The following is an 18,046-nucleotide window of genomic DNA, read 5'->3' on the forward strand; positions in this document are numbered from 1 at the left end:
AGATTTCATCAGTGAACTGCCACCGGCATTACATACGGATGGTGGTCAGATCCTGGAACCAATGCTGTGCCTGCACAAAGCCTTTAACCTTAGGCGAGATTGCATGCGGATTCACATCGTGTACAACCCACAACATCAATGCTTCGTCGACCATGGTTTGATGGACTTGAGCCAGCAGCTTGTCTTGCGTTTTTACATCGAAGCTGGTACGGATTTGATCCAGGGTTGCATCCATTTTTGGATTCGAATAACCACCCCAGTTGACGCCGTTCGGTGCGATGTAACGGCTATCAACGAAGCGTGTCAGCGCGTAGAAAGGATCAGCTGTGACGTAACCCAGATTCAAACCGGTCACGCCTTTGCTGGCGTTGATATCGCCCTTCGCGCCACTACGCCATTTCAGATACAAAGTTTCCAGTTCGACGACTTCAAACTCGACTTGAATACCGACTTCAGCCAGGCTTTGTTGTATGTATTCATTCATAGGCAGCGACAACATTTGACCAGTACCGCCTTGAGCGATTGCGATCTTCGCTTTCAATGGTTTGCTCGGGCCATAACCGGCTTGCGCCATCAAGGCACGTGCAGCAGCCACGTCATACTTGATTTTGAAAGTAGGCTTGCCGAACCATGGGCTGGTCGCATCGAGTTGACCAACTGCAGGTGTTGCCAGACCATTCATCAATGCAACGATGCCGTCACGGTCGATCGCCAAGTTAGCTGCTTTACGCACACGGATATCTGTCCATGGCGAACCTGGGAAAGTACTGAAGTGATATGGCCATACGTGCGGTGTCACATTGGTTACCAGCTTGAAGCCGGATGACTTCAATTGCGGCAAGACATCAGGTGGTGGTGTTTCGATGATGTCGACTTGGCCATTCAACAAAGCATTGGCGCGGGTCAATGCATCAGGGATAGGCAACAAGATGATGCGATCGGTTTTAGCGATGCGGGTCTTGTCCCAATAGCCTGCGTTCTTGACCAGTTCAGCACGTTCGCGTGGAACCAGTTTGTCCAATTTGAAAGGACCTGTACCCGAAGCTTGCGATGCAAACTTGTTCCAGTCCTTGCCGACTTTTTCCCACTGTGCCGGGCTCGATACCAGGAACCATGGCAATTGATACGGGAACAGCGCGTCTACATCTTTGGTGGTAATTTCCACCACGTAATCGCTGATCTTTTTATACGAAGCGATCGATGGAATGCGTGGGCGAACTTGCGCACTTTGCTTGGCATCGAACTGTGGTGATTTGTCGGCCAGGACTTTGTCCAGATTCCAGATCACTGCATCTGCTTTGAAGTCGGAACCGTCATGGAACTTGACGCCCTTGCGCAGCGTGAAGGTCCACTTTTTGTTATCTTTTGGATCAACTTTCCATTCCGTCGCCAAGCCGGGAACCAGCTTGCCCGGACGGGAATCGATGTTCGCTTCCCACGCGACCAAAGGATCATAGATCGTGTGGCCGGTGAATTGATAAGCACCAGCGCCGCGATCAGGCTGACCGGTTGTCAGCGGAATGTCCGCCATTGAAATACCGTAACGGGCGACCGTTTCAGCGTGCAGACCCGAATGCAGCGACAGGGCTAAAGGAACCGCCATCAACAAGCGGGGAATCCATTTATACGAATGCATGGCAATCTCCATTTAAAGGACACAAAAAGGATGTGACATGTCAGATATAAGCATGTCGCATGCCAGTTCATGGCTTTATAGGAAAATCCCAATAAAAGCGCGCTTATTGGGCTATGTTGACGCGCAAATAAGGCTAACTAGCGCTCTGAATCGCACTGTTCGTAAGTTGTTTGTAAGCAAAGGCACCGTTTTGGAACGCATGCGCCCCATCATGGGAGATGGCTATTCACGGTGATTGCAGGAAATGGATTTGGATGAGGCGTGAACATGGATGGCGCAATAATCTTCGTCACAAATAAAAAAGCATCCAGTCGGATGCTTTTTTATTTATAAGAGTTTGAAGGCTTGCTCTATATCGGCGATCAAATCCTGCGGATCTTCCAGCCCGATATTCAAGCGCACTAGTTGCCCTTGATGTGGCCAGTTATTCCGCATGTATTGCATGCGATATGGCACTGCCAGGCTATTCACGCCGCCCCAGCTGAAACCAATCTTGAACAGCTTCAGGCTATCTACAAAGCGATCCGTCTGTGCTTCTGTGTAGCGAGGGTCAAACAAGACAGAAAACAATCCACCAGCACCGCTGAAATCGCGCTTCCATATTTCATGCCCTGGACATTCAGGCAGTGCAGGATGCAAGACCGTCGCGATTTCCGGACGCGTCTGCAACCAGCTGGCGATCTTGCGTGCAGTGGCATCATGCGCATCGAAACGCAACTTCATCGTTGGCAAGCTGCGCAGCACTAGATAACTGTCATCCGCGCTGACGCCAAATCCGAGTCGCATGTGAGCCAATTCCAGCTTGTGATTCAAAGCTTGATCTTGCGTGATCACCGCACCCATCAATACATCCGAACCGCCAGATTGATATTTAGTCAGCGCCTGCATAACAATGTCCACACCGAGGTCGAACGCACGCAAGGCGATCCCAGCCGACCACGTATTGTCGAGCGCGACCAATACGCCTTTTGCATGCGCTGCTTTGCAAATGGCAGGAATGTCAGGCACTTCCATAGAGACCGAACCTGGTGCTTCGGTCCAAATCAATTTGGTATTCGACTGAATCAAATCCGTGATGCCGCTGCCGATCAAAGGATCGTAATAACGCGCGCTGATGCCGAAGTCTTGCTCCAGCCAATTAGCCAGTTCACGATTCGGGTTATAGACGTTATCGGGAATCAGTACATCGTCGCCGCTTTTCAGAAAAGCGAAGTCGACCATCGCAATCGCGGACAAGCCGCTGGGCGCGAGCAGGCAATGCTTGCCATCTTCAATCGCGGCGAGACGTGCTTCCAGCGTGAAGGTAGTTGGTGTGCCGTGCAGGCCGTAGGTATATGCAGTTTTGTCCTGCCAGTTGCGTGAGCGCATGCTGGCTACATCCTTGAACAATACTGTCGATGCGTGGTGTATCGCTTGCGGGAATGCGGCAAATCCTTCCGGCGCCACATAGTCATTGTGTATCAGTGCGGTTTGGAAGGATGGGCGATCTGCCACGCGATTCTCCGATCGGGAATGAATACTTTTCTAGCTAGCTGCGATATTACTGCTTGCTGACGACGCCCTTGCCTGCTTTGGACGAAGTTTGCTTTTGAGCTTGCGGAATAATTTTCAGCGTAAACGGTTTGGTAATCGAGCCGTCAGCCGACATCCAGGTACCTACCAGAACATCACCTTCCAGCTTGCCATCCCATTGGCCGGAAATATCGGTACCGTTGACAGACTCTTCCATGAACAGAACGCCATCTTTCTCGATGTCACCAGCTAACAATATCTTGTGCGAATTACCGAAGATGAAATATTCGCCTTCATGGCCTTCATCGACTTCTGCTTTTGGACGCAGGTTAACTTGTATCTGCACATCACCGACCGTACCGCGCAACGCTACCGGTTTCTGAAAAATGACAGGCGCAGCCGATACCGCTACCGGTGCTGCTGCAGGAACTGCAATCACTGCCACTGGCTTCACGTCTGCAGCAAAACCATTCGCGGCCAAAACCAGCGTTGCAATCAGCGATACGTTCAAAACTTTTTTCATCATGCTTCGGCCCACAGATCATGCGCATCGGCGCCAGTGATTTTGACATCGACGAATTCGCCGACCTTGTATTTGATATGCGGCTCGTACGGTGCTTTGACGTAGACCACGCCATCGATTTCCGGCGCATCCGCACCTGAACGCGCAGTTGCTGCGCCGGTGCGGCTGACTTCATCAACCAGTACGCGCATGGTTTTGCCGACTTTGGCCTGCAAACGTTTTTTGGAAATTTCTTCCTGCAATAACATCACGCGGCCACGACGTTCTTCACGTACTTCTTCCGGCACTGCGTTTGGAATATCGTTGGCGGTTGCACCTTCGACTGGCGAGTAAGCAAAGCAACCCAGCCTATCGATTTCCGCTTCCTTCAAAAAGTCGAGCAGGTATTCGAATTCAGCTTCTGTCTCGCCAGGGAAGCCGGCGATGAAGGTCGAACGAATCGTCAAATCAGGACACATCGCACGCCATGCCTGGATGCGTTCGATATTCTTTTCACCGCTTGCTGGGCGCTTCATGCGCTTCAACACATCTGGATGCGCATGCTGCAAAGGCACGTCCAGATACGGCAGGATTTTGCCTTCGGCCATCATCGGAATGATCGCGTCCACGTGCGGATATGGGTAGACGTAATGCAAACGCACCCACGCGCCGTACGGAGCCGCCAGTTCACCCAGCGCTTCGACCAGTTGCGTCATGTGTGTTTTGACCGGCTTGCCGTTCCAGAAGCCCATGCGGAATTTGATATCAACGCCATACGCGCTGGTGTCTTGTGAAATGACCAGCAATTCTTTCACGCCGGCTTTGAACAGATTTTCCGCTTCCATCATCACATCGGCAATCGGGCGCGACACCAGATCGCCGCGCATCGATGGAATGATGCAGAAGCTGCAACGATGGTTACAGCCTTCAGAAATTTTCAGGTAAGCAAAATGTTTAGGCGTCAACTTGACGCCTTGTGGTGGCAACAAATCAAGGAAAGGTGCGTGCGGCTTAGGCATGTGCAAATGCACAGCATCCATTACTTCGCCCAGCGCGTGCGGGCCGGTAACGGCTAACACTTTTGGATGGACTTTCAAAATGATGTCGTCGCCGTTGGCGTCTTTTTTTGCGCCTAGGCAACCAGTTACGATGACCTTGCCGTTTTCATTCAGCGCTTCGCCAATTGCGTCTAGCGATTCCTGCACGGCGGCGTCGATGAAGCCGCAAGTGTTGACGATGACCAAATCCGCGCCGTCGTAGGACTTGGCGGTGTCATAGCCTTCTGCGCGCAGCTGGGTGAGGATTTGTTCGGAATCGACCAAAGCTTTCGGGCATCCGAGGGAAACGAAGCCGATTTTTGGCGTTACTTGAAGTGCGTTGGTCATGGCGAAAGGCAGGCAAAAAAGCGTGGAGTTTGGTGCAAACTAAGCGAAGCCGCTATTGTACCCTTTTGCCCGCTGAGCCCGCCACCTGATACGGCTGGCTCTGCCATTCTGTGGAGCGTGTTGCTTTACGTCCTACTTTACTTGTCGTTTTACTTATTATTTTTGTCGTTAGGCGGTGTTGGCGGCACAAAAGGGAAAGCGCCGAACATGTTTTTCGATTGCGTTTGCATCTGTTCCTGCATCTGCACAAACAGGTTTTTGCTCTGTTCGATGTAATTGCCCATCATGCCTTGCATCATCGGGCCCTGCACGTTCATGAACTGCGTCCACATTTCCGGACTGAACGGTTTGCCTTCGTACAAGCCTTTGGAGTTTTCCGTCAACTTGTTTTGAATATCGATGAAAGCCTGGATATTTTTTTCCAGATACGAGCCCATCATGCCTTGCATCGCATGGCCGTAATAACGAATGATTTGCGACAGTGCTGCGCTGGAGAACATAGGCGAACCGTTCGACTCTTCTTCCAAAATGATCTGCAACAAAATGCTGCGCGTCAGATCTTCATCCGTCTTGGCATCGACTACTGAAAACTGTTCACTATCTAGCACCAGTTGTTTGACGTCGGCGAGCGTAATGTAAGAACTGGTTTGCGTATCGTACAAGCGACGATTCGGATACTTTTTGATCAAACGCTCGGCGGTTTTTTTAGTACTCGTCATCAGATTTCCCAACTTGTTGCGTCGCAACGCATTTATGTCTATCGTCTCAGAAAGCAAGCGGCGCTCACTTTTGCAACTCATTATAGTGCTAAAAAACAAAGGTTTACGCAACTAGTACTAGGTTTTACATTCCTGCCGCAGCGCAAGAAAAATCAATCATTCATACAGCCAACGCTGCACTTAGCTTGCTTTCACCTTCACGTAACGACCAGGCGCTGCTTCTATCGCCTTGAATTCGGCGTTGCCCAAATTGCGCCTCGCCTTGATTTTTTTGCCGGAATGTTGCGCCAAAAATTCGGCCCAGGCTGGCCACCAACTACCTGACACTTCGGTCGCATCGGCCAGCCATGTCAATGCATCTGCATCGTTTTTGGTTGCTGGCTTATCGTTGATCCAGTAATGCCGTTTGTTCTTGCCAGGCGGGTTGATCACGCCGGCAATGTGGCCTGATGCGCCAAGCACGAAATGATTTTGTTGCGGCTTTTTACGGTTCAGGATATTCGTCGATGCGTAAGCGCTGGTCCACGGCACGATGTGATCATCGCGCGAGCCATAGATAAAACTAGGCGCATCAATTTTTCCGAAATCGATTTTCTTGCCGGCCAGTTTGAATTTACCGAACTGCTTCAGATTATTTTCCAGATAGGTATTGCGTAGATACCAGCAATACATAGGACCAGGAAGATTGGTGCTGTCGGCATTCCAGTACAGCATGTCGAAAGGCGCAGGATTCTCGCCCTTCAGATAATGCGATGTGACGTAACTCCAGATCAATTCATTCGAACGCAAGCTGGCAAAGGCGGCATTGAAATCCAGACCTTTCATCAAACCGCCCTGCCCGATTGCTTGTTCGGTTTCCTTCACTTTCTCTTCGTCGATATACACATCGAGCATGCCCGTATCGGAGAAATCAATGAAGGTCGTCAGCAAAGTCAAACTGGCAATCGGTTTGTCGCCGCGTGCACATGCCAGCGCCAATGCATTCGTCAGCATCGTGCCGCCTACGCAAAAACCCAGCACATTGATTTTTTCCTGAGACGAAACCGATTGCGCCACGGCGATCGCTTTCAGTACGCCGGTTTCGATATAGTCGTCCCAAGTCGCACCTGCAATCGACGCGTCGGCATTGCGCCATGAAATCAGGAACACCGTATGCCCTTGCTCGACCGCATAACGCACAAAGGAATTATGTGGCTGCAAATCGAGGATGTAATACTTGTTGATGCAAGGCGGCACCAACAGCAAAGGCCGTTCGTAAACCGTAGGCGTCAATGGCGAGTATTGCAGCAGCTGAAACAACTCGTTTTCATAGACAACGGCACCTTCGGTGATCGCCACATTGCGACCGACTTCAAAAGCTGATTCATCGCTCTGCGAGATACGCCCTTTTTGTATATCTTCAAACAAATGCTTGAGACCAGTAGTCAGACTTTCGCCTTTGGTCTCTATAATTTTTTGCTGCGCTTCAGGATTGGAAAAAAGAAAATTGGCGGGTGACATTGCGTTCACCATTTGCTCGACTGCAAAGCGAATTTTTTGCTTTGCTTTCGGCGGTACTTGCATCGCATCCGCCATCGCCGCCAGATATTTTCCGTTGAGCAAATAGGCGGCCGCGTTGAATGCGTGCAAGCTACTCGATTGCCAAGCTGGATTGGCAAAGCGTCTATCAGTAACCGCCGGCACTTGTGCGGTCAGCATCTGCTGCCACAGCGTTGAAAACTCTTGTGCATAACGGCCCTGCAATTCTGCGGCAATCGCGGGATCAATTACAGGATCGATATGCATGCTTGCGTCACTTGCGGAGGATTCAGGCGCATCTGTTTTATTCATGCTGGCAATTCTCTTTTCGAGTATCTTTGCGGTTTGAATTTCACTTCAGGCATCCATGTACATTATTGCCATTGCTTGGATCTACGTCGTCTTCATGATGGCGATCATGGAAACCACGGCCATCGCGGGCATCATGACTTTTTTGCTGTATGGCGTGCTGCCGGTAGCGATTATTGTATACGTGATGGGTACAGGCGGACGCAAGCGCAAGCGACGTGCGCAAGAAATACAGCGGCAGGAAGAATTAAAACAGGAAAGATTGAAGCAAGAAGTGCTGCAGAAAGAAATAGACGACGCTTAACTTGCAGAACGCAAGTTAGAAGTTTGAAATGAAAAATTAAAGCTGAATGTAAGTCGAGAATTAAAGCAGTTTTGCTTCAGCTTACTCAAGCCAGATGAATGATCCCATACGGCCAGTCACACCATCGCGGCGAAAGGAATAAAACTTTCCTGGCTCGCTCACCGTACAAGAATTTCCCCCACTGACTTGCGTGACGCCGGCCTTCGCCAACGTCTGCCGCGCCAATTGGTAAATATCCGCCAAGTATTTTCCCGGACGTGTGTCTATCGGTTTGAACGCAGCCTCCATCGCAGCATCTTTCGCAACGAAAACCTGCACAACATCTTCACCGACTTCAAAGTGAAGCGGGCCAATTGCCGGCCCTAAGCAAGCATGCAAATTGCCGGCACCAGCTTCACGCATGGCGGCAACTGTATTTTCCAATATGCCGCCAGCCAAACCACGCCAACCTGCATGAGCAGCACCCACTACTCGTCCTTCTGCATCGGCAAACAACACCGGCAAACAATCAGCCGTCATGATGGCGCACACCACGCCGCGCTGCGTCGTAAAACTGGCATCAGCATCCGGTGCATCCGTCACTTGCGCGGCATCGATCACCGTCGTGCCGTGAACCTGCGTCAACCACGCCGGCTCGCTAGGAAAATATTTGCGTATTTGCGCGCGATTCTTTTGCACATGTTCAATCGTATCGCCGACATGAACGCCTAGATTCAAACCACTTCCACCTGATCCATCGTCATACGGTGACAAACTATTCCCACAGGCACGCGTAGTCTGCAGCGCGCGCACCGATGGCAAAGTTTTTCCCCATTGCGGCAGTATGATTTCCATCGTCAGGTTTTAATTTGAATGTAGATCAGAAGAAAAATCAGCGTAGATCAGGAAGTGCCTAATGAAAAGCACCTCCTCATAAAACACAAATCAATAAGATTTGATGCCGCTACGCGCAATCAGGTCTGCAAAGTCTTGCGGCAATTCAGCAGACCATTCGACAGCTTCGCCAGTTACAGGATGAATTAATCCCAACCGTCGTGCATGCAAAGCCTGACGCGGGAACACCGTAGTCAGATGCTGCTTGCCGTACAAGGCATCGCCCACCAGCGCAAAACCGATCGATTGCATGTGCACACGAATTTGATGTGTGCGTCCGGTTTCCAACTGGCACAGCATCAAGCTGACCGGACGACTATCCAGCATGCCGGTTGCCAGACGCTGGAAATGCGTGACAGCAGGTTTCGCTGTCAGGTTTTCAGAAACCGCCATTTTCACGCGGTCACGCGAATGACGGCCAATAGCAGCATCGATTTTCCCTGCCGCATTCGGCGTACCCCAGACCAAGGCAAGATATTCACGCTTGACGGTACGCGCCTGCAATTGGCGCACCAGATCCGTATGCGCCACCAGGGTTTTCGCTACGACCATCAAGCCGGTAGTGTCCTTATCCAAACGATGGACGATGCCTGCGCGTGGCACACCGGAAATTGCCGGCATGTAATGCAGCAAGCCGTTCAACATCGTGCCCGACCAGTTACCGGCGGCAGGATGCACGACGAGGCCAGACGGTTTGTCCAAGACTAGGATCGCAGCATCTTCATGCGCAATCTTCAAATCCATCGCCTCCGGCTTGAAAGCCTCGTCTTCAGGTGCTGGTTGTGGATAAATGACGACTTTTTCATCGCCATATACGGTCATTTTGGCACGCGCCACTTCGCCGTCCAGATTGACGTGACCGCCATCTATCCATTGCTGCAAGCGGCTGCGGGAGTATTGCGGAACAAGGGTAGAAAGTACCTTGTCCAAGCGTACGCCACAGACTTCTGGCGTTAATTCAAGCTCTATCGGGGCGACGTCAAAGACATCGCCATCAACTTCTTCGATGCTGTCCAAATCAGCGGCTGGCATCGTTTTATTCAAAATCGGTGTTTCAGTTGGGTTCACTGCAAGTCCCATCGGCTATAATCGTTCATTGTCTGGCGGTATCCTCGCAAAATCTCATGCAAAAACAAATGTTAAAACTTACTTACATCTCTCTTGCTTTCCTGTTGTCCGCGTGTAGCCTCACACCGGACCAAATTGACGAGACCAAAAACTGGTCGCCGTCCAAATTATACTCGGAGGCCCGCGAAGAGATGAATGCCGGTGACTTCACCAAGGCAATCGGCCACTTCGAAAAACTCGAATCGCGCTATCCGTTCGGTACTTATGCGCAACAAGCGCAAATGGAAGTCGCCTACGCCTACTATCGCCAAGGTGATCAGCCACAGGCGCTGGCCGCCGTCGAGCGCTTCATCAAACTGCATCCGGATCATCCGAATGTGGATTACATGTACTACCTGCGCGGCCTGATTAACTTTAACGACAAGGTCAGCATCTTTGACTTCGTGTCCAGCCAGGATCCAACAGAACGCGATCCGAAAGCAGCGCGTGAAGCCTTCGACGCATTCAAGCAGTTGACTGAACGTTTCCCAAACAGCAAATATGCACCTGATGCGACAGCGCGCATGGCCTATCTGGTCAACGCGATGGCGCAATACGATGTTCACGTCGCCAACTATTACTATCGTCGCGGCGCCTACCTTGCCGCAGCAAATCGTGCACAAGCAGCCGTCAAGAACTACCCTGGCGCTCCAGCAGCCGAAGGTGCGTTGTACGTCATGATGAAATCATACGAAGCCTTGGACCTGCCGCAATTACGCGACGATGCAGAGCGCGTCTTGAGAACCAATTTCCCGAACAGCGTCTATTTCTCGGGTGGGCCTAAGAAATACGTACCTTGGTGGCAAGTCTGGAATTAAATCGGAGCAAGTAATTAGCTCATTAAAAAGCCTCGCATAGCGAGGCTTTTTAATTGATTAACTATTAATTCGTCTTCTGAAAACCCAAGAGCGTTCGGTTGACGTTGCTTCGTCGTAGGCGTAACCATCGACATCGAAGCTTTTCAAAGCCTGTGGGCGTACCAGCCCTTTCACTGCAGCATAACGCGCCATCAAACCACGTGCGCGCTTGGCGTAAAACGAAATGATTTTGTATTGGCCGTTTTTCCAGTCCTGAAAAACTGGCGTGATCACAGGCACATTCAACAATGCCGGCTTGACGACTTTGAAGTATTCTTCCGACGCTAGGTTGATCAAGGCAGAAGATTTTTGTTCGGCTATCACCTCGTTCAGAGCATGAGTAACGGTATCGCCCCAGAATGCGTACAAATCCTTACCAGCAGGATTCGCAAGTTTGGTGCCCATCTCTAGGCGATAAGGTTGCATCAAGTCGAGAGGACGCAAGCTGCCGTACAGGCCGGATAAAATGCGTATATTCGATTGCGTGTAGGCGAGTTGCTTGTCATTCAAACTGGCCGCGTTCAATCCTTCATACACATCGCCGTTAAATGCGAGCATGGCTTGCTTGGAATTTTTCAGCGTAAATTTGGATGACCACTCGGCATAGCGATTAGCATTCAGTGCGGCCAGAGGATCGGAGATATGCATCAAGCTGGCGATTTGATCCGGCGAATATTCGCGCAGGATAGAAATCAATTCTGCAGATCGCTTGATGAAATCAGGTTTGGTGCTGATCTCCGTAGTGGCGGGCGTTTCATAATCAAGTGTTTTGGCAGGCGATAAAACGATAAGCATGTACAGTTCCGACGAAATAATTTTGCCTATGATACCTAAGATGGTGAACCCGAATATGCTGAATCCGAATAGCGAGAATCCAAAGATGGTCACGCGCATCGTGCTCGATACAAATGTCTGCCTGGATTTGTTCGTGTTCCGCGATCCGCGTTGGTCGCAACTGCATGCAGCATTGAAAGACGGCAGCGTGGAAGCGATCACGCGTGATGACTGCCGGATGGAATGGAGCATCGTGCTGCGCTATCCGCATCTAAAACTGGATGATGCAGCGCGTGTAGAAGTCGCGGCCGAATTTGATGCATTGATACGCTGCACCGGTATGCCACAGGCGAACGATGCGGCATTCAAGCTGCCGATTTGCAAAGATAAAGACGATCAAAAGTTTTTGGAGTTATCGCGCGATATCAATGCGGACGTTTTGATTACCAAAGATAAGGCGCTGTTAAAACTCGCCAGAAAAACGCGGCGCGATGGCTTATTTTCCATCATGACACCCGATGCATGGACGCTAGCGGCCATCGCAATGGCAGAGTCGAATGCATCCGCGATCTCGTAACTTAGCCGCATACAAGCCCAGCCATGCAGACAAATAAACTCGCCTTTACGCCCGCTATAGATTCAAAGTTGCCGCATAGCGGCACCACCATATTCTCTCTGATGTCCGCGCTCGCAGCAGAGAACAATGCGGTTAATCTCGGACAAGGTTTTCCGGATTTCGATTGCGATCCAGCATTGATAGATGCCGTCACGGCAGCAATGAAAAATGGTTTGAATCAATATGCATTGATGCCCGGCGTGCCGTCATTACGCGCAGCGATCGCGCACAAAATTGCGCACTTGTACGGCAATAAATACGATGCAAACAACGAGATCACGGTGACGGCTGGTGCGACGCAAGCATTGCTGACCGCAATTCAGTGTTGCGTGCATGCTGGCGATGAAGTGATTGTGATCGAGCCTGCATTCGACAGTTATTTGCCGGCGATCACGCTGGCAGGCGGCAAGCCGGTCTGCGTACAAATGGAATTAAGCGAGGCTGGTTACGCCGTGCCGTGGGATAAGGTCGCCGCAGCAATCACCCCGCGCACCCGTTTGATCATGATCAACTCACCGCACAATCCAACTGGCTCAGTATTGTTGCAGCAAGATTTGCAAAAATTGGCTGACATCGTGCGCGGCACAAACATTCTGGTTTTATCCGACGAAGTTTATGAGCACATGGTCTACGACGGCAAGCAGCATGAATCCGTATGTCGTCATCCTGAATTAGCGGCGCGTGCGTTCGTCGTCTCCAGCTTTGGCAAAACCTATCACGTCACCGGATGGAAAGTTGGCTATGTTGCAGCGCCCGCCGCATTGACTGCAGAATTCCGCAAGGTGCATCAATTTTCATTGTTTGCCGTCAATGCGCCTATGCAGCATGCGATTGCAAACTATATGGCTGACGCGCGTCCTTATCTTGAATTGCCCGGCTTCTATCAGCGCAAACGTGATCTGTTTCGCGATGGCTTACAAGCGACACGATTCAAGTTACTGCCAGCCGATGGCACGTATTTTCAATGCGTCGATTATCGTCAGATATCTGATTTGCCGGAAATTGAATTTGCGCAATGGCTCACCAAAGAAATTGGCGTCGCCGCGATACCGGTCTCCGCCTTTTACGAGCAGGCAAAAAACTCCGGCATCATCCGCTTTTGCTTTGCAAAAAAAGAAGAAACCTTGAAAACTGCATTGGCAAGACTGGCAAAAGTCTAAAGAAGTCATGAGCTGTGCATGGCAATTTTCTGGATGATGCGTAATCGATGAATGTAAATTTTGCGCAGCCGACTTAATGTCTGCATGGATGCTTGTGTCGGCACAAGGCGTTTACTGTATATTCCCTGACAACGTCCCTTTACGAAGAGCCTTATGTCCGCTGAAATCCAGGCATCGCGCCACGAAGCAACACTCATACTTACGCTCTCCAATCCAGGCGCAAAAAATGCGCTGCATCCGGATATGTTCGCCGCTGCGATTGAAGCATTCTCAACCGCTGAACGGGACGACTCGATTAAAGCAGTGATACTGACTGGCGCCGATAATTTCTTTTGCGCAGGTGGCAACCTCAATACATTGTTAGAGCTGCGTGCAAAAGATCGAATCCATCAGAGTGATGCTGTCGATAGCTTGCGTGGCTGGATAGAAGCCATACGCGATTGCCCGAAGCCGGTGATCGCAGCGGTCGAAGGCGCTGCAGCCGGTGCTGGTTTTTCTCTCGCGCTGGCGTGCGATTTAATCGTCGCTGGCAGCTCCAGCAAGTTTGCGATGTCTTACGTCAAGGTCGGCCTCACACCCGACGGCGGTGCGTCATGGTTCATTAGTCAAATGCTTCCGCGTCAATTGGCGACTGAAATTATGCTGGAAGGCAAACCGGTTCTTGCACCACGTCTACACGACCTGGGCGTAATCAATCGCATCGTCACAGATGGTTCTGCACTCGACAATGCGTTGCAATGGGCGGATGATCTGGCTGCACTTTCCGGCAATGCAGTGGAACGCATCAAATCGCTGTCGCGTGAAGCACGGGATCATTCATTATCAGAACATTTTGAAGTTGAGAAGCAGCACTTTGTCGATAGCCTGAATCATCGCGATTCACTTGAAGGCATCAACGCATTCCTGGAAAAACGCACACCGCATTACAAATGATTGCAGCGAAAAGAAGACGTGTTTATCTAATGCGTCATGGCAGCGTGACCTACTTCGATGAGGACGGCCGTCCTTATCCACCAGACGACGTTCCATTGAATGAAAAAGGTCGCAAGCAAACCAGTGCGGCTGGTCAGGCTTTTGCGCATCAGAATATTCTTTTTGACCGTGTCATCGTCTCCAACCTGCCGCGCACGATTGAATCGGCATTGCGCGTACTCGCAGAAACCGGCCAGCAAATCGAACTCGAACAATGGCCGGAATTCCAGGAAGTACGCGGTGGCGTGCTGGAAGATATTCTGGATGACGATCTGGAAGAAGCCTTTACCAGCGCCTTCTCATGCATGGCGGAAGAACACAAAAAATTTCTCGATGGCGAAAGCGTAGGTCAATTAATCGACCGCATTCATCCCGTCATCGACAGACTGCGCACAGATACATCGTGGGATACGATTTTGCTGGTTCTACATGGTGGCGTTAATCGCGCAGTACTGTCTTACGCCATCACGGGCCAACGCATGTTTCTAGGTAATTTGGAGCAGTCGCCAGGCTGCATCAATGTACTGGATGTCGGTGAGCGCAGCAATGATTGGGTGGTGCAAACCATCAATTACGCACCGTTGTTACCACTGCAGAATGAATCGCGATATACCTCGATGGAAGAAGTGCTGCATCAATATCGTAAATCGCGCGGACTGTAATCCTCTCTTCTGCATTTACATCATCCATCGCAAAACAGTCCTTGGGCATCGCAGCCTAATCGACCAGCCACAGCAGAAAAATTCGAATGTCTTCATAATTGAAAATTCGCATAAAAAAATCGCGAAGACATTTCGCGTATGCGCATGAACATATTTCAGGAGAAAAAATTGATCGACGTTTATTCCACCGCGACACCTAACGGCCACAAAGTCCACATCATGCTGGAAGAATGTGGCTTGCCTTATCGCACACACCACATCGATATTGGTGCTGGCGATCAGTTCACAAAAGAGTTTCTCGCTATCTCACCGAACAACAAGATTCCTGCAATCGTCGATAGCGACGGCCCTGATGGCAAACCAATTTCCTTATTTGAATCCGGCGCCATTCTGGTTTATCTCGCCAGCAAAGTTGGCAAATTTCTCGGCACCACTGATAGAGAAAAATTTACGACATTGCAGTGGTTGATGTTTCAGATGGGTGGCGTGGGCCCCATGCTGGGTCAGGCGCATCACTTCCGCATTTATGCACCTGAAAAAATCGACTACGCCTACAACCGTTACACGAACGAGGCAAAACGTCTGTACGGCGTCATCGATAAACAACTGGCAGACAACGCTTATCTCACTGGCGATACTTACACGATCGCCGACATCGCGACTTTCCCGTGGCTACGCTCGTGGGAGAAACAGGGAATTGAATTATCGGATTATCCCAACGTGCAACGCTGGTTCGACATCATCAACGCACGCCCTGCGGTGAAAAAAGGCGTCACGCTTTTTACCGACTTACGCAAACCGATTGCAGATGATAAAGCCAAGGAAATTTTGTTTGGCGCCACGCAGTACGCGAAGCGCTGATTAGAATAAAACCGGCGGACGTTTTTCATACAAGAGAAACGTCCGTTGAATTGATGGAAATACTTAGTAGTAATGCCGCAAAATCAACTCGGCAACACACACCGGCTTATCCACGCCATCACACTCTAGTGTCACGTCCCACACCATCTGCACGCCACCGGCAATGTCTTCGACTGTTTGCAATGTCATGCGCGCACGTATGCGCTGATCCACTTGCACCGGTGCCGGAAAACGCACGCGATTCAAACCATAGTTCACTGCCAATTTACACGGCGGAAATGTGATCGAAGACTGCAACAACATTGGCAGCAAGGACAAGGTCAGAAAGCCATGTGCAATCGGCGCTCCGTAAGGTGACTCATGGCGGCAGCGTTCGGCATCAACGTGTATCCACTGATGATCGCCGCTGGCTTGCGCAAACATATTGATGCGCGCCTGATCGATTTTTATCCAGTCGGATACAGCGACTTCCTGCCCGACTAAATTCTTTAAATCAGCTACCGATGCGATATGGCGCATAGCATTTCCGATCAATTTACTGAAGCACTTGTTTCAAATGATTTGGTAAGGGCAAGGATACGACATCAATTCCCTCGTCGATCAATTCGGCGCGCTCTTCAACAGTTGCGACGCCACGAATGGCGCGTTCAGATGCTTCCTTGTAATGAATGCGACGCGCTTCTTCGGCGAATTGATTACCTACGTCTTCGGTATTCGCAATCACGCGATGCGTGAATTGCATCATTTGATCCTGCGCGCGATGGCTATCGTCATGCACAGGTGCAGTTGCGCCGGAAATATTTAAACGGGGAGAAGAAGGCAAACGCTTGATCGCATGGTTGCCGCAGAATGGGCATTCGATCAAATGTTGCGAAGACTGAGTGAGGAAGTCATCCTCGGAAGAAAACCATCCTTCGAAGCGATGATCTGTTTCACAGCAGAGGTTATAGACTTTCATGAATTTGGTGCCCGGGGCCGGACTTGAACCGGCACGCCTATTAAGCGAGGGATTTTAAGTCCCTTGTGTCTACCGATTTCACCACCCGGGCATATTCATAATTAACGCACGATTTGAAAGCACGTTTAAAAGGACAACTCTAAAACAATATCTGAAACAAAATAAAAGCGCCCTCGGCGCTTTTGGAAAAACTGGAGGCGGGGGTCGGGATCGAACCGGCGTAAACGGCTTTGCAGGCCGCTGCATAACCACTTTGCTACCCCGCCACGGGTCCGTATTGTACCGCGAAATAAAAAACCACTGTGCGGTACAAACGAAACACTAAAACTGAATTGCCAAACTTATTTACTAAGCTTGATGCTGCTCAAGAATAAAAAAGGAAGCTTCAACAGCTTCCTTTTTTAGAAATCTGGAGCGGGAGAAGAGTCTCGAACTCTCGACCTCAACCTTGGCAAGGTTGCGCTCTACCAACTGAGCTACTCCCGCATGTACGACCGAATTTACTATTTACTACCGGTAAAACCTTGATTGAAATCAGACCTCATTTCAATCAATAAAAAAGGAAGCTGGATCAGCTCCCTTTTAAAAATCTGGAGCGGGAGAAGAGTCTCGAACTCTCGACCTCAACCTTGGCAAGGTTGCGCTCTACCAACTGAGCTACTCCCGCATCAACAACAGGTGCACATTATAGAGGAATGCCTTTCGTTGTCAAGCACTCCGGAGCGCAAACTTACAGCAAATGCCCTGCGCTTTCCTTGATCAAAGGCCACGCCTTGCGTAAATAATAAAACATAGACCATACAGTCAGCACCGCAGCGATTAACAACAGCCATTGGCCCCAGATGCGGGTATCGATGCCGAAGAAATTTTCGTAATACAACAACATTGGAATCGCTACCATTTGCGCGATGGTTTTAATCTTGCCGATCGAACTGACGGCAACCGATTTGGATGCACCGATTTGCGCCATCCATTCACGCAAGGCAGAAATCGTGATCTCGCGGCCGATGATGATGAAAGCGATGACTGCATTCACGCGACCAAATTCAATCAATACCAGCAAGGCACCAGCGACCATTAATTTATCGGCAACCGGATCGAGAAAAGCACCGAAGGCGGAGGTTTGATTCCAGCGGCGCGCCAAGAAGCCATCGATCCAGTCGGTCAATGCAGCGACGATAAAAATCACAGTGGATGCAAGGCTCTTGTCGAACGGTCCCAGCCATGAATCGGGCAGATACAACACGCCCACCATCAGCGGAATCAGCGCGACGCGCAACCAGGTAAGAAGAATCGGGATATTGAAGGGCATATCAAACTT

19 protein-coding genes and 4 tRNA genes are annotated in these 18,046 nt (G+C 50.3%); 7 read left to right on the forward strand and 16 right to left on the reverse strand.

What is annotated here, in order from left to right; translation table 11 throughout:
• Positions 1-28: 28 nt before the first annotated feature.
• The 6 genes from Q7T66_RS11825 to Q7T66_RS11850 form a co-directional block, all read right to left on the reverse strand.
• Positions 29-1,636 carry an ABC transporter substrate-binding protein gene (locus tag Q7T66_RS11825; RefSeq protein WP_304933525.1) on the reverse strand — a complete coding sequence of 536 codons (1,608 nt, stop codon included), beginning with the start codon at positions 1,634-1,636 and terminating at the stop codon, positions 29-31.
• Positions 1,637-1,963: 327 nt separating this feature from the next.
• A complete protein-coding gene (locus Q7T66_RS11830) occupies positions 1,964-3,130 on the reverse strand; it encodes a cystathionine beta-lyase (protein WP_304933526.1) in 1,167 nt (388 codons plus the stop codon).
• Between the two features lie 46 nt (positions 3,131-3,176).
• Complete coding sequence (locus tag Q7T66_RS11835) at positions 3,177-3,674, reverse strand: hypothetical protein (protein ID WP_304933527.1); 498 nt, start codon at positions 3,672-3,674, stop codon at positions 3,177-3,179.
• A complete protein-coding gene (rimO, locus tag Q7T66_RS11840; RefSeq protein WP_304933528.1) occupies positions 3,671-5,035 on the reverse strand; it encodes a 30S ribosomal protein S12 methylthiotransferase RimO in 1,365 nt (454 codons plus the stop codon). The genes Q7T66_RS11835 and rimO overlap by 4 nt, the downstream gene beginning before the upstream one ends.
• A 149-nt stretch (positions 5,036-5,184) precedes the next feature.
• Positions 5,185-5,754, reverse strand: a complete 570-nt coding sequence (phaR, locus tag Q7T66_RS11845) for a polyhydroxyalkanoate synthesis repressor PhaR (protein ID WP_304933529.1) — start codon at positions 5,752-5,754, stop codon at positions 5,185-5,187.
• A 180-nt stretch (positions 5,755-5,934) separates the two neighbouring features.
• Entirely contained in the window at positions 5,935-7,584 is a 1,650-nt protein-coding gene (locus Q7T66_RS11850; RefSeq protein ID WP_304933530.1) for an alpha/beta hydrolase, read from the reverse strand.
• 55 nt (positions 7,585-7,639) lie between these two features.
• On the opposite strand from Q7T66_RS11850, the gene Q7T66_RS11855 reads away from it, so the two are divergent.
• The gene (locus Q7T66_RS11855) at positions 7,640-7,885 is read left to right on the forward strand and encodes a hypothetical protein (protein ID WP_304933531.1); all 246 of its coding nucleotides are present in this window, start codon (positions 7,640-7,642) and stop codon (positions 7,883-7,885) included.
• An 81-nt stretch (positions 7,886-7,966) separates the two neighbouring features.
• Here Q7T66_RS11855 and pgeF read toward each other — a convergent pair whose 3' ends face one another.
• Complete coding sequence (gene pgeF / locus Q7T66_RS11860) at positions 7,967-8,719, reverse strand: peptidoglycan editing factor PgeF (protein ID WP_304933532.1); 753 nt, start codon at positions 8,717-8,719, stop codon at positions 7,967-7,969.
• A 90-nt stretch (positions 8,720-8,809) separates the two neighbouring features.
• On the reverse strand, positions 8,810-9,838 hold the full coding sequence (locus Q7T66_RS11865) for an RluA family pseudouridine synthase (RefSeq protein ID WP_370691646.1): 1,029 nt from the start codon (positions 9,836-9,838) through the stop codon (positions 8,810-8,812).
• Between the two features lie 44 nt (positions 9,839-9,882).
• Here Q7T66_RS11865 and Q7T66_RS11870 point away from each other — a divergent pair, with 44 nt between their 5' ends.
• Positions 9,883-10,683 (forward strand): outer membrane protein assembly factor BamD, encoded by an 801-nt coding sequence (locus Q7T66_RS11870; RefSeq protein ID WP_304933533.1) that lies wholly within the window; start codon positions 9,883-9,885, stop codon positions 10,681-10,683.
• A 57-nt stretch (positions 10,684-10,740) separates the two neighbouring features.
• On the opposite strand, the gene yaaA is transcribed toward Q7T66_RS11870, so the two are convergent.
• Positions 10,741-11,517, reverse strand: coding sequence for a peroxide stress protein YaaA (yaaA, locus tag Q7T66_RS11875; protein ID WP_304933534.1), 777 nt, complete (start codon positions 11,515-11,517; stop codon positions 10,741-10,743).
• 55 nt (positions 11,518-11,572) lie between these two features.
• Between yaaA and Q7T66_RS11880 the strand changes: the two genes are divergently transcribed.
• The 5 genes from Q7T66_RS11880 (at position 11,573) to Q7T66_RS11900 (ending at position 15,767) form a co-directional block, all read left to right on the forward strand.
• Positions 11,573-12,073, forward strand: coding sequence for a putative toxin-antitoxin system toxin component, PIN family (locus Q7T66_RS11880; protein WP_370691650.1), 501 nt, complete (start codon positions 11,573-11,575; stop codon positions 12,071-12,073).
• Positions 12,074-12,096: 23 nt separating this feature from the next.
• Entirely contained in the window at positions 12,097-13,272 is a 1,176-nt protein-coding gene (locus Q7T66_RS11885) for a pyridoxal phosphate-dependent aminotransferase (RefSeq protein ID WP_304933535.1), read from the forward strand.
• A 153-nt stretch (positions 13,273-13,425) separates the two neighbouring features.
• The gene (locus Q7T66_RS11890; RefSeq protein WP_304933536.1) at positions 13,426-14,205 is read left to right on the forward strand and encodes an oxepin-CoA hydrolase, alternative type; all 780 of its coding nucleotides are present in this window, start codon (positions 13,426-13,428) and stop codon (positions 14,203-14,205) included.
• Positions 14,202-14,906, forward strand: a complete 705-nt coding sequence (locus tag Q7T66_RS11895; protein ID WP_304933537.1) for a histidine phosphatase family protein — start codon at positions 14,202-14,204, stop codon at positions 14,904-14,906. The genes Q7T66_RS11890 and Q7T66_RS11895 overlap by 4 nt, the downstream gene beginning before the upstream one ends.
• Positions 14,907-15,074: 168 nt before the next feature.
• The gene (locus Q7T66_RS11900; protein WP_304933764.1) at positions 15,075-15,767 is read left to right on the forward strand and encodes a glutathione binding-like protein; all 693 of its coding nucleotides are present in this window, start codon (positions 15,075-15,077) and stop codon (positions 15,765-15,767) included.
• A 63-nt stretch (positions 15,768-15,830) separates the two neighbouring features.
• On the opposite strand, the gene Q7T66_RS11905 is transcribed toward Q7T66_RS11900, so the two are convergent.
• From Q7T66_RS11905 to pgsA, 7 genes are all read right to left on the reverse strand, one after another.
• Positions 15,831-16,286: a MaoC family dehydratase gene (locus Q7T66_RS11905; protein ID WP_304933538.1), complete on the reverse strand. Its 456-nt coding sequence runs from the start codon at positions 16,284-16,286 to the stop codon at positions 15,831-15,833.
• A 16-nt stretch (positions 16,287-16,302) separates the two neighbouring features.
• Positions 16,303-16,725, reverse strand: a complete 423-nt coding sequence (locus Q7T66_RS11910; protein ID WP_304933539.1) for a DUF1178 family protein — start codon at positions 16,723-16,725, stop codon at positions 16,303-16,305.
• Between the two features lie 5 nt (positions 16,726-16,730).
• Positions 16,731-16,816 (reverse strand) — tRNA-Leu (locus Q7T66_RS11915).
• 101 nt (positions 16,817-16,917) lie between these two features.
• Positions 16,918-16,991, reverse strand: a tRNA-Cys gene (locus Q7T66_RS11920).
• A gap of 144 nt (positions 16,992-17,135) precedes the next feature.
• A tRNA-Gly gene (locus tag Q7T66_RS11925) sits at positions 17,136-17,211 on the reverse strand.
• Positions 17,212-17,316: 105 nt separating this feature from the next.
• Positions 17,317-17,392 (reverse strand) — tRNA-Gly (locus tag Q7T66_RS11930).
• A gap of 63 nt (positions 17,393-17,455) precedes the next feature.
• Positions 17,456-18,037: a CDP-diacylglycerol--glycerol-3-phosphate 3-phosphatidyltransferase gene (gene pgsA, locus Q7T66_RS11935; RefSeq protein ID WP_304933540.1), complete on the reverse strand. Its 582-nt coding sequence runs from the start codon at positions 18,035-18,037 to the stop codon at positions 17,456-17,458.
• Between the last annotated feature and the right edge of the window lie 9 nt (positions 18,038-18,046).

The sequence above is a fragment of the Herminiimonas sp. genome (assembly GCF_030655415.1).

What these genes read in the sequence shown, in the direction of transcription:
- pgeF (WP_304933532.1), bottom strand. Translation starts at nt 8,719, where the DNA reads ATGGAAATCATACTGCCGCAATGGGGAAAAACTTTGCCATCGGTGCGC.
- Q7T66_RS11885 (WP_304933535.1), top strand. Translation starts at nt 12,097, where the DNA reads ATGCAGACAAATAAACTCGCCTTTACGCCCGCTATAGATTCAAAGTTG.
- Q7T66_RS11855 (WP_304933531.1), top strand. Translation starts at nt 7,640, where the DNA reads ATGTACATTATTGCCATTGCTTGGATCTACGTCGTCTTCATGATGGCG.
- Q7T66_RS11910 (WP_304933539.1), bottom strand. Translation starts at nt 16,725, where the DNA reads ATGAAAGTCTATAACCTCTGCTGTGAAACAGATCATCGCTTCGAAGGA.
- Q7T66_RS11870 (WP_304933533.1), top strand. Translation starts at nt 9,883, where the DNA reads ATGCAAAAACAAATGTTAAAACTTACTTACATCTCTCTTGCTTTCCTG.
- Q7T66_RS11905 (WP_304933538.1), bottom strand. Translation starts at nt 16,286, where the DNA reads ATGCGCCATATCGCATCGGTAGCTGATTTAAAGAATTTAGTCGGGCAG.
- Q7T66_RS11850 (WP_304933530.1), bottom strand. Translation starts at nt 7,584, where the DNA reads ATGAATAAAACAGATGCGCCTGAATCCTCCGCAAGTGACGCAAGCATG.
- phaR (WP_304933529.1), bottom strand. Translation starts at nt 5,754, where the DNA reads ATGACGAGTACTAAAAAAACCGCCGAGCGTTTGATCAAAAAGTATCCG.
- yaaA (WP_304933534.1), bottom strand. Translation starts at nt 11,517, where the DNA reads ATGCTTATCGTTTTATCGCCTGCCAAAACACTTGATTATGAAACGCCC.
- pgsA (WP_304933540.1), bottom strand. Translation starts at nt 18,037, where the DNA reads ATGCCCTTCAATATCCCGATTCTTCTTACCTGGTTGCGCGTCGCGCTG.
- Q7T66_RS11865 (WP_370691646.1), bottom strand. Translation starts at nt 9,838, where the DNA reads ATGGGACTTGCAGTGAACCCAACTGAAACACCGATTTTGAATAAAACG.
- Q7T66_RS11895 (WP_304933537.1), top strand. Translation starts at nt 14,202, where the DNA reads ATGATTGCAGCGAAAAGAAGACGTGTTTATCTAATGCGTCATGGCAGC.
- Q7T66_RS11825 (WP_304933525.1), bottom strand. Translation starts at nt 1,636, where the DNA reads ATGCATTCGTATAAATGGATTCCCCGCTTGTTGATGGCGGTTCCTTTA.
- rimO (WP_304933528.1), bottom strand. Translation starts at nt 5,035, where the DNA reads ATGACCAACGCACTTCAAGTAACGCCAAAAATCGGCTTCGTTTCCCTC.
- Q7T66_RS11890 (WP_304933536.1), top strand. Translation starts at nt 13,426, where the DNA reads ATGTCCGCTGAAATCCAGGCATCGCGCCACGAAGCAACACTCATACTT.
- Q7T66_RS11880 (WP_370691650.1), top strand. Translation starts at nt 11,573, where the DNA reads ATGCTGAATCCGAATAGCGAGAATCCAAAGATGGTCACGCGCATCGTG.
- Q7T66_RS11835 (WP_304933527.1), bottom strand. Translation starts at nt 3,674, where the DNA reads ATGATGAAAAAAGTTTTGAACGTATCGCTGATTGCAACGCTGGTTTTG.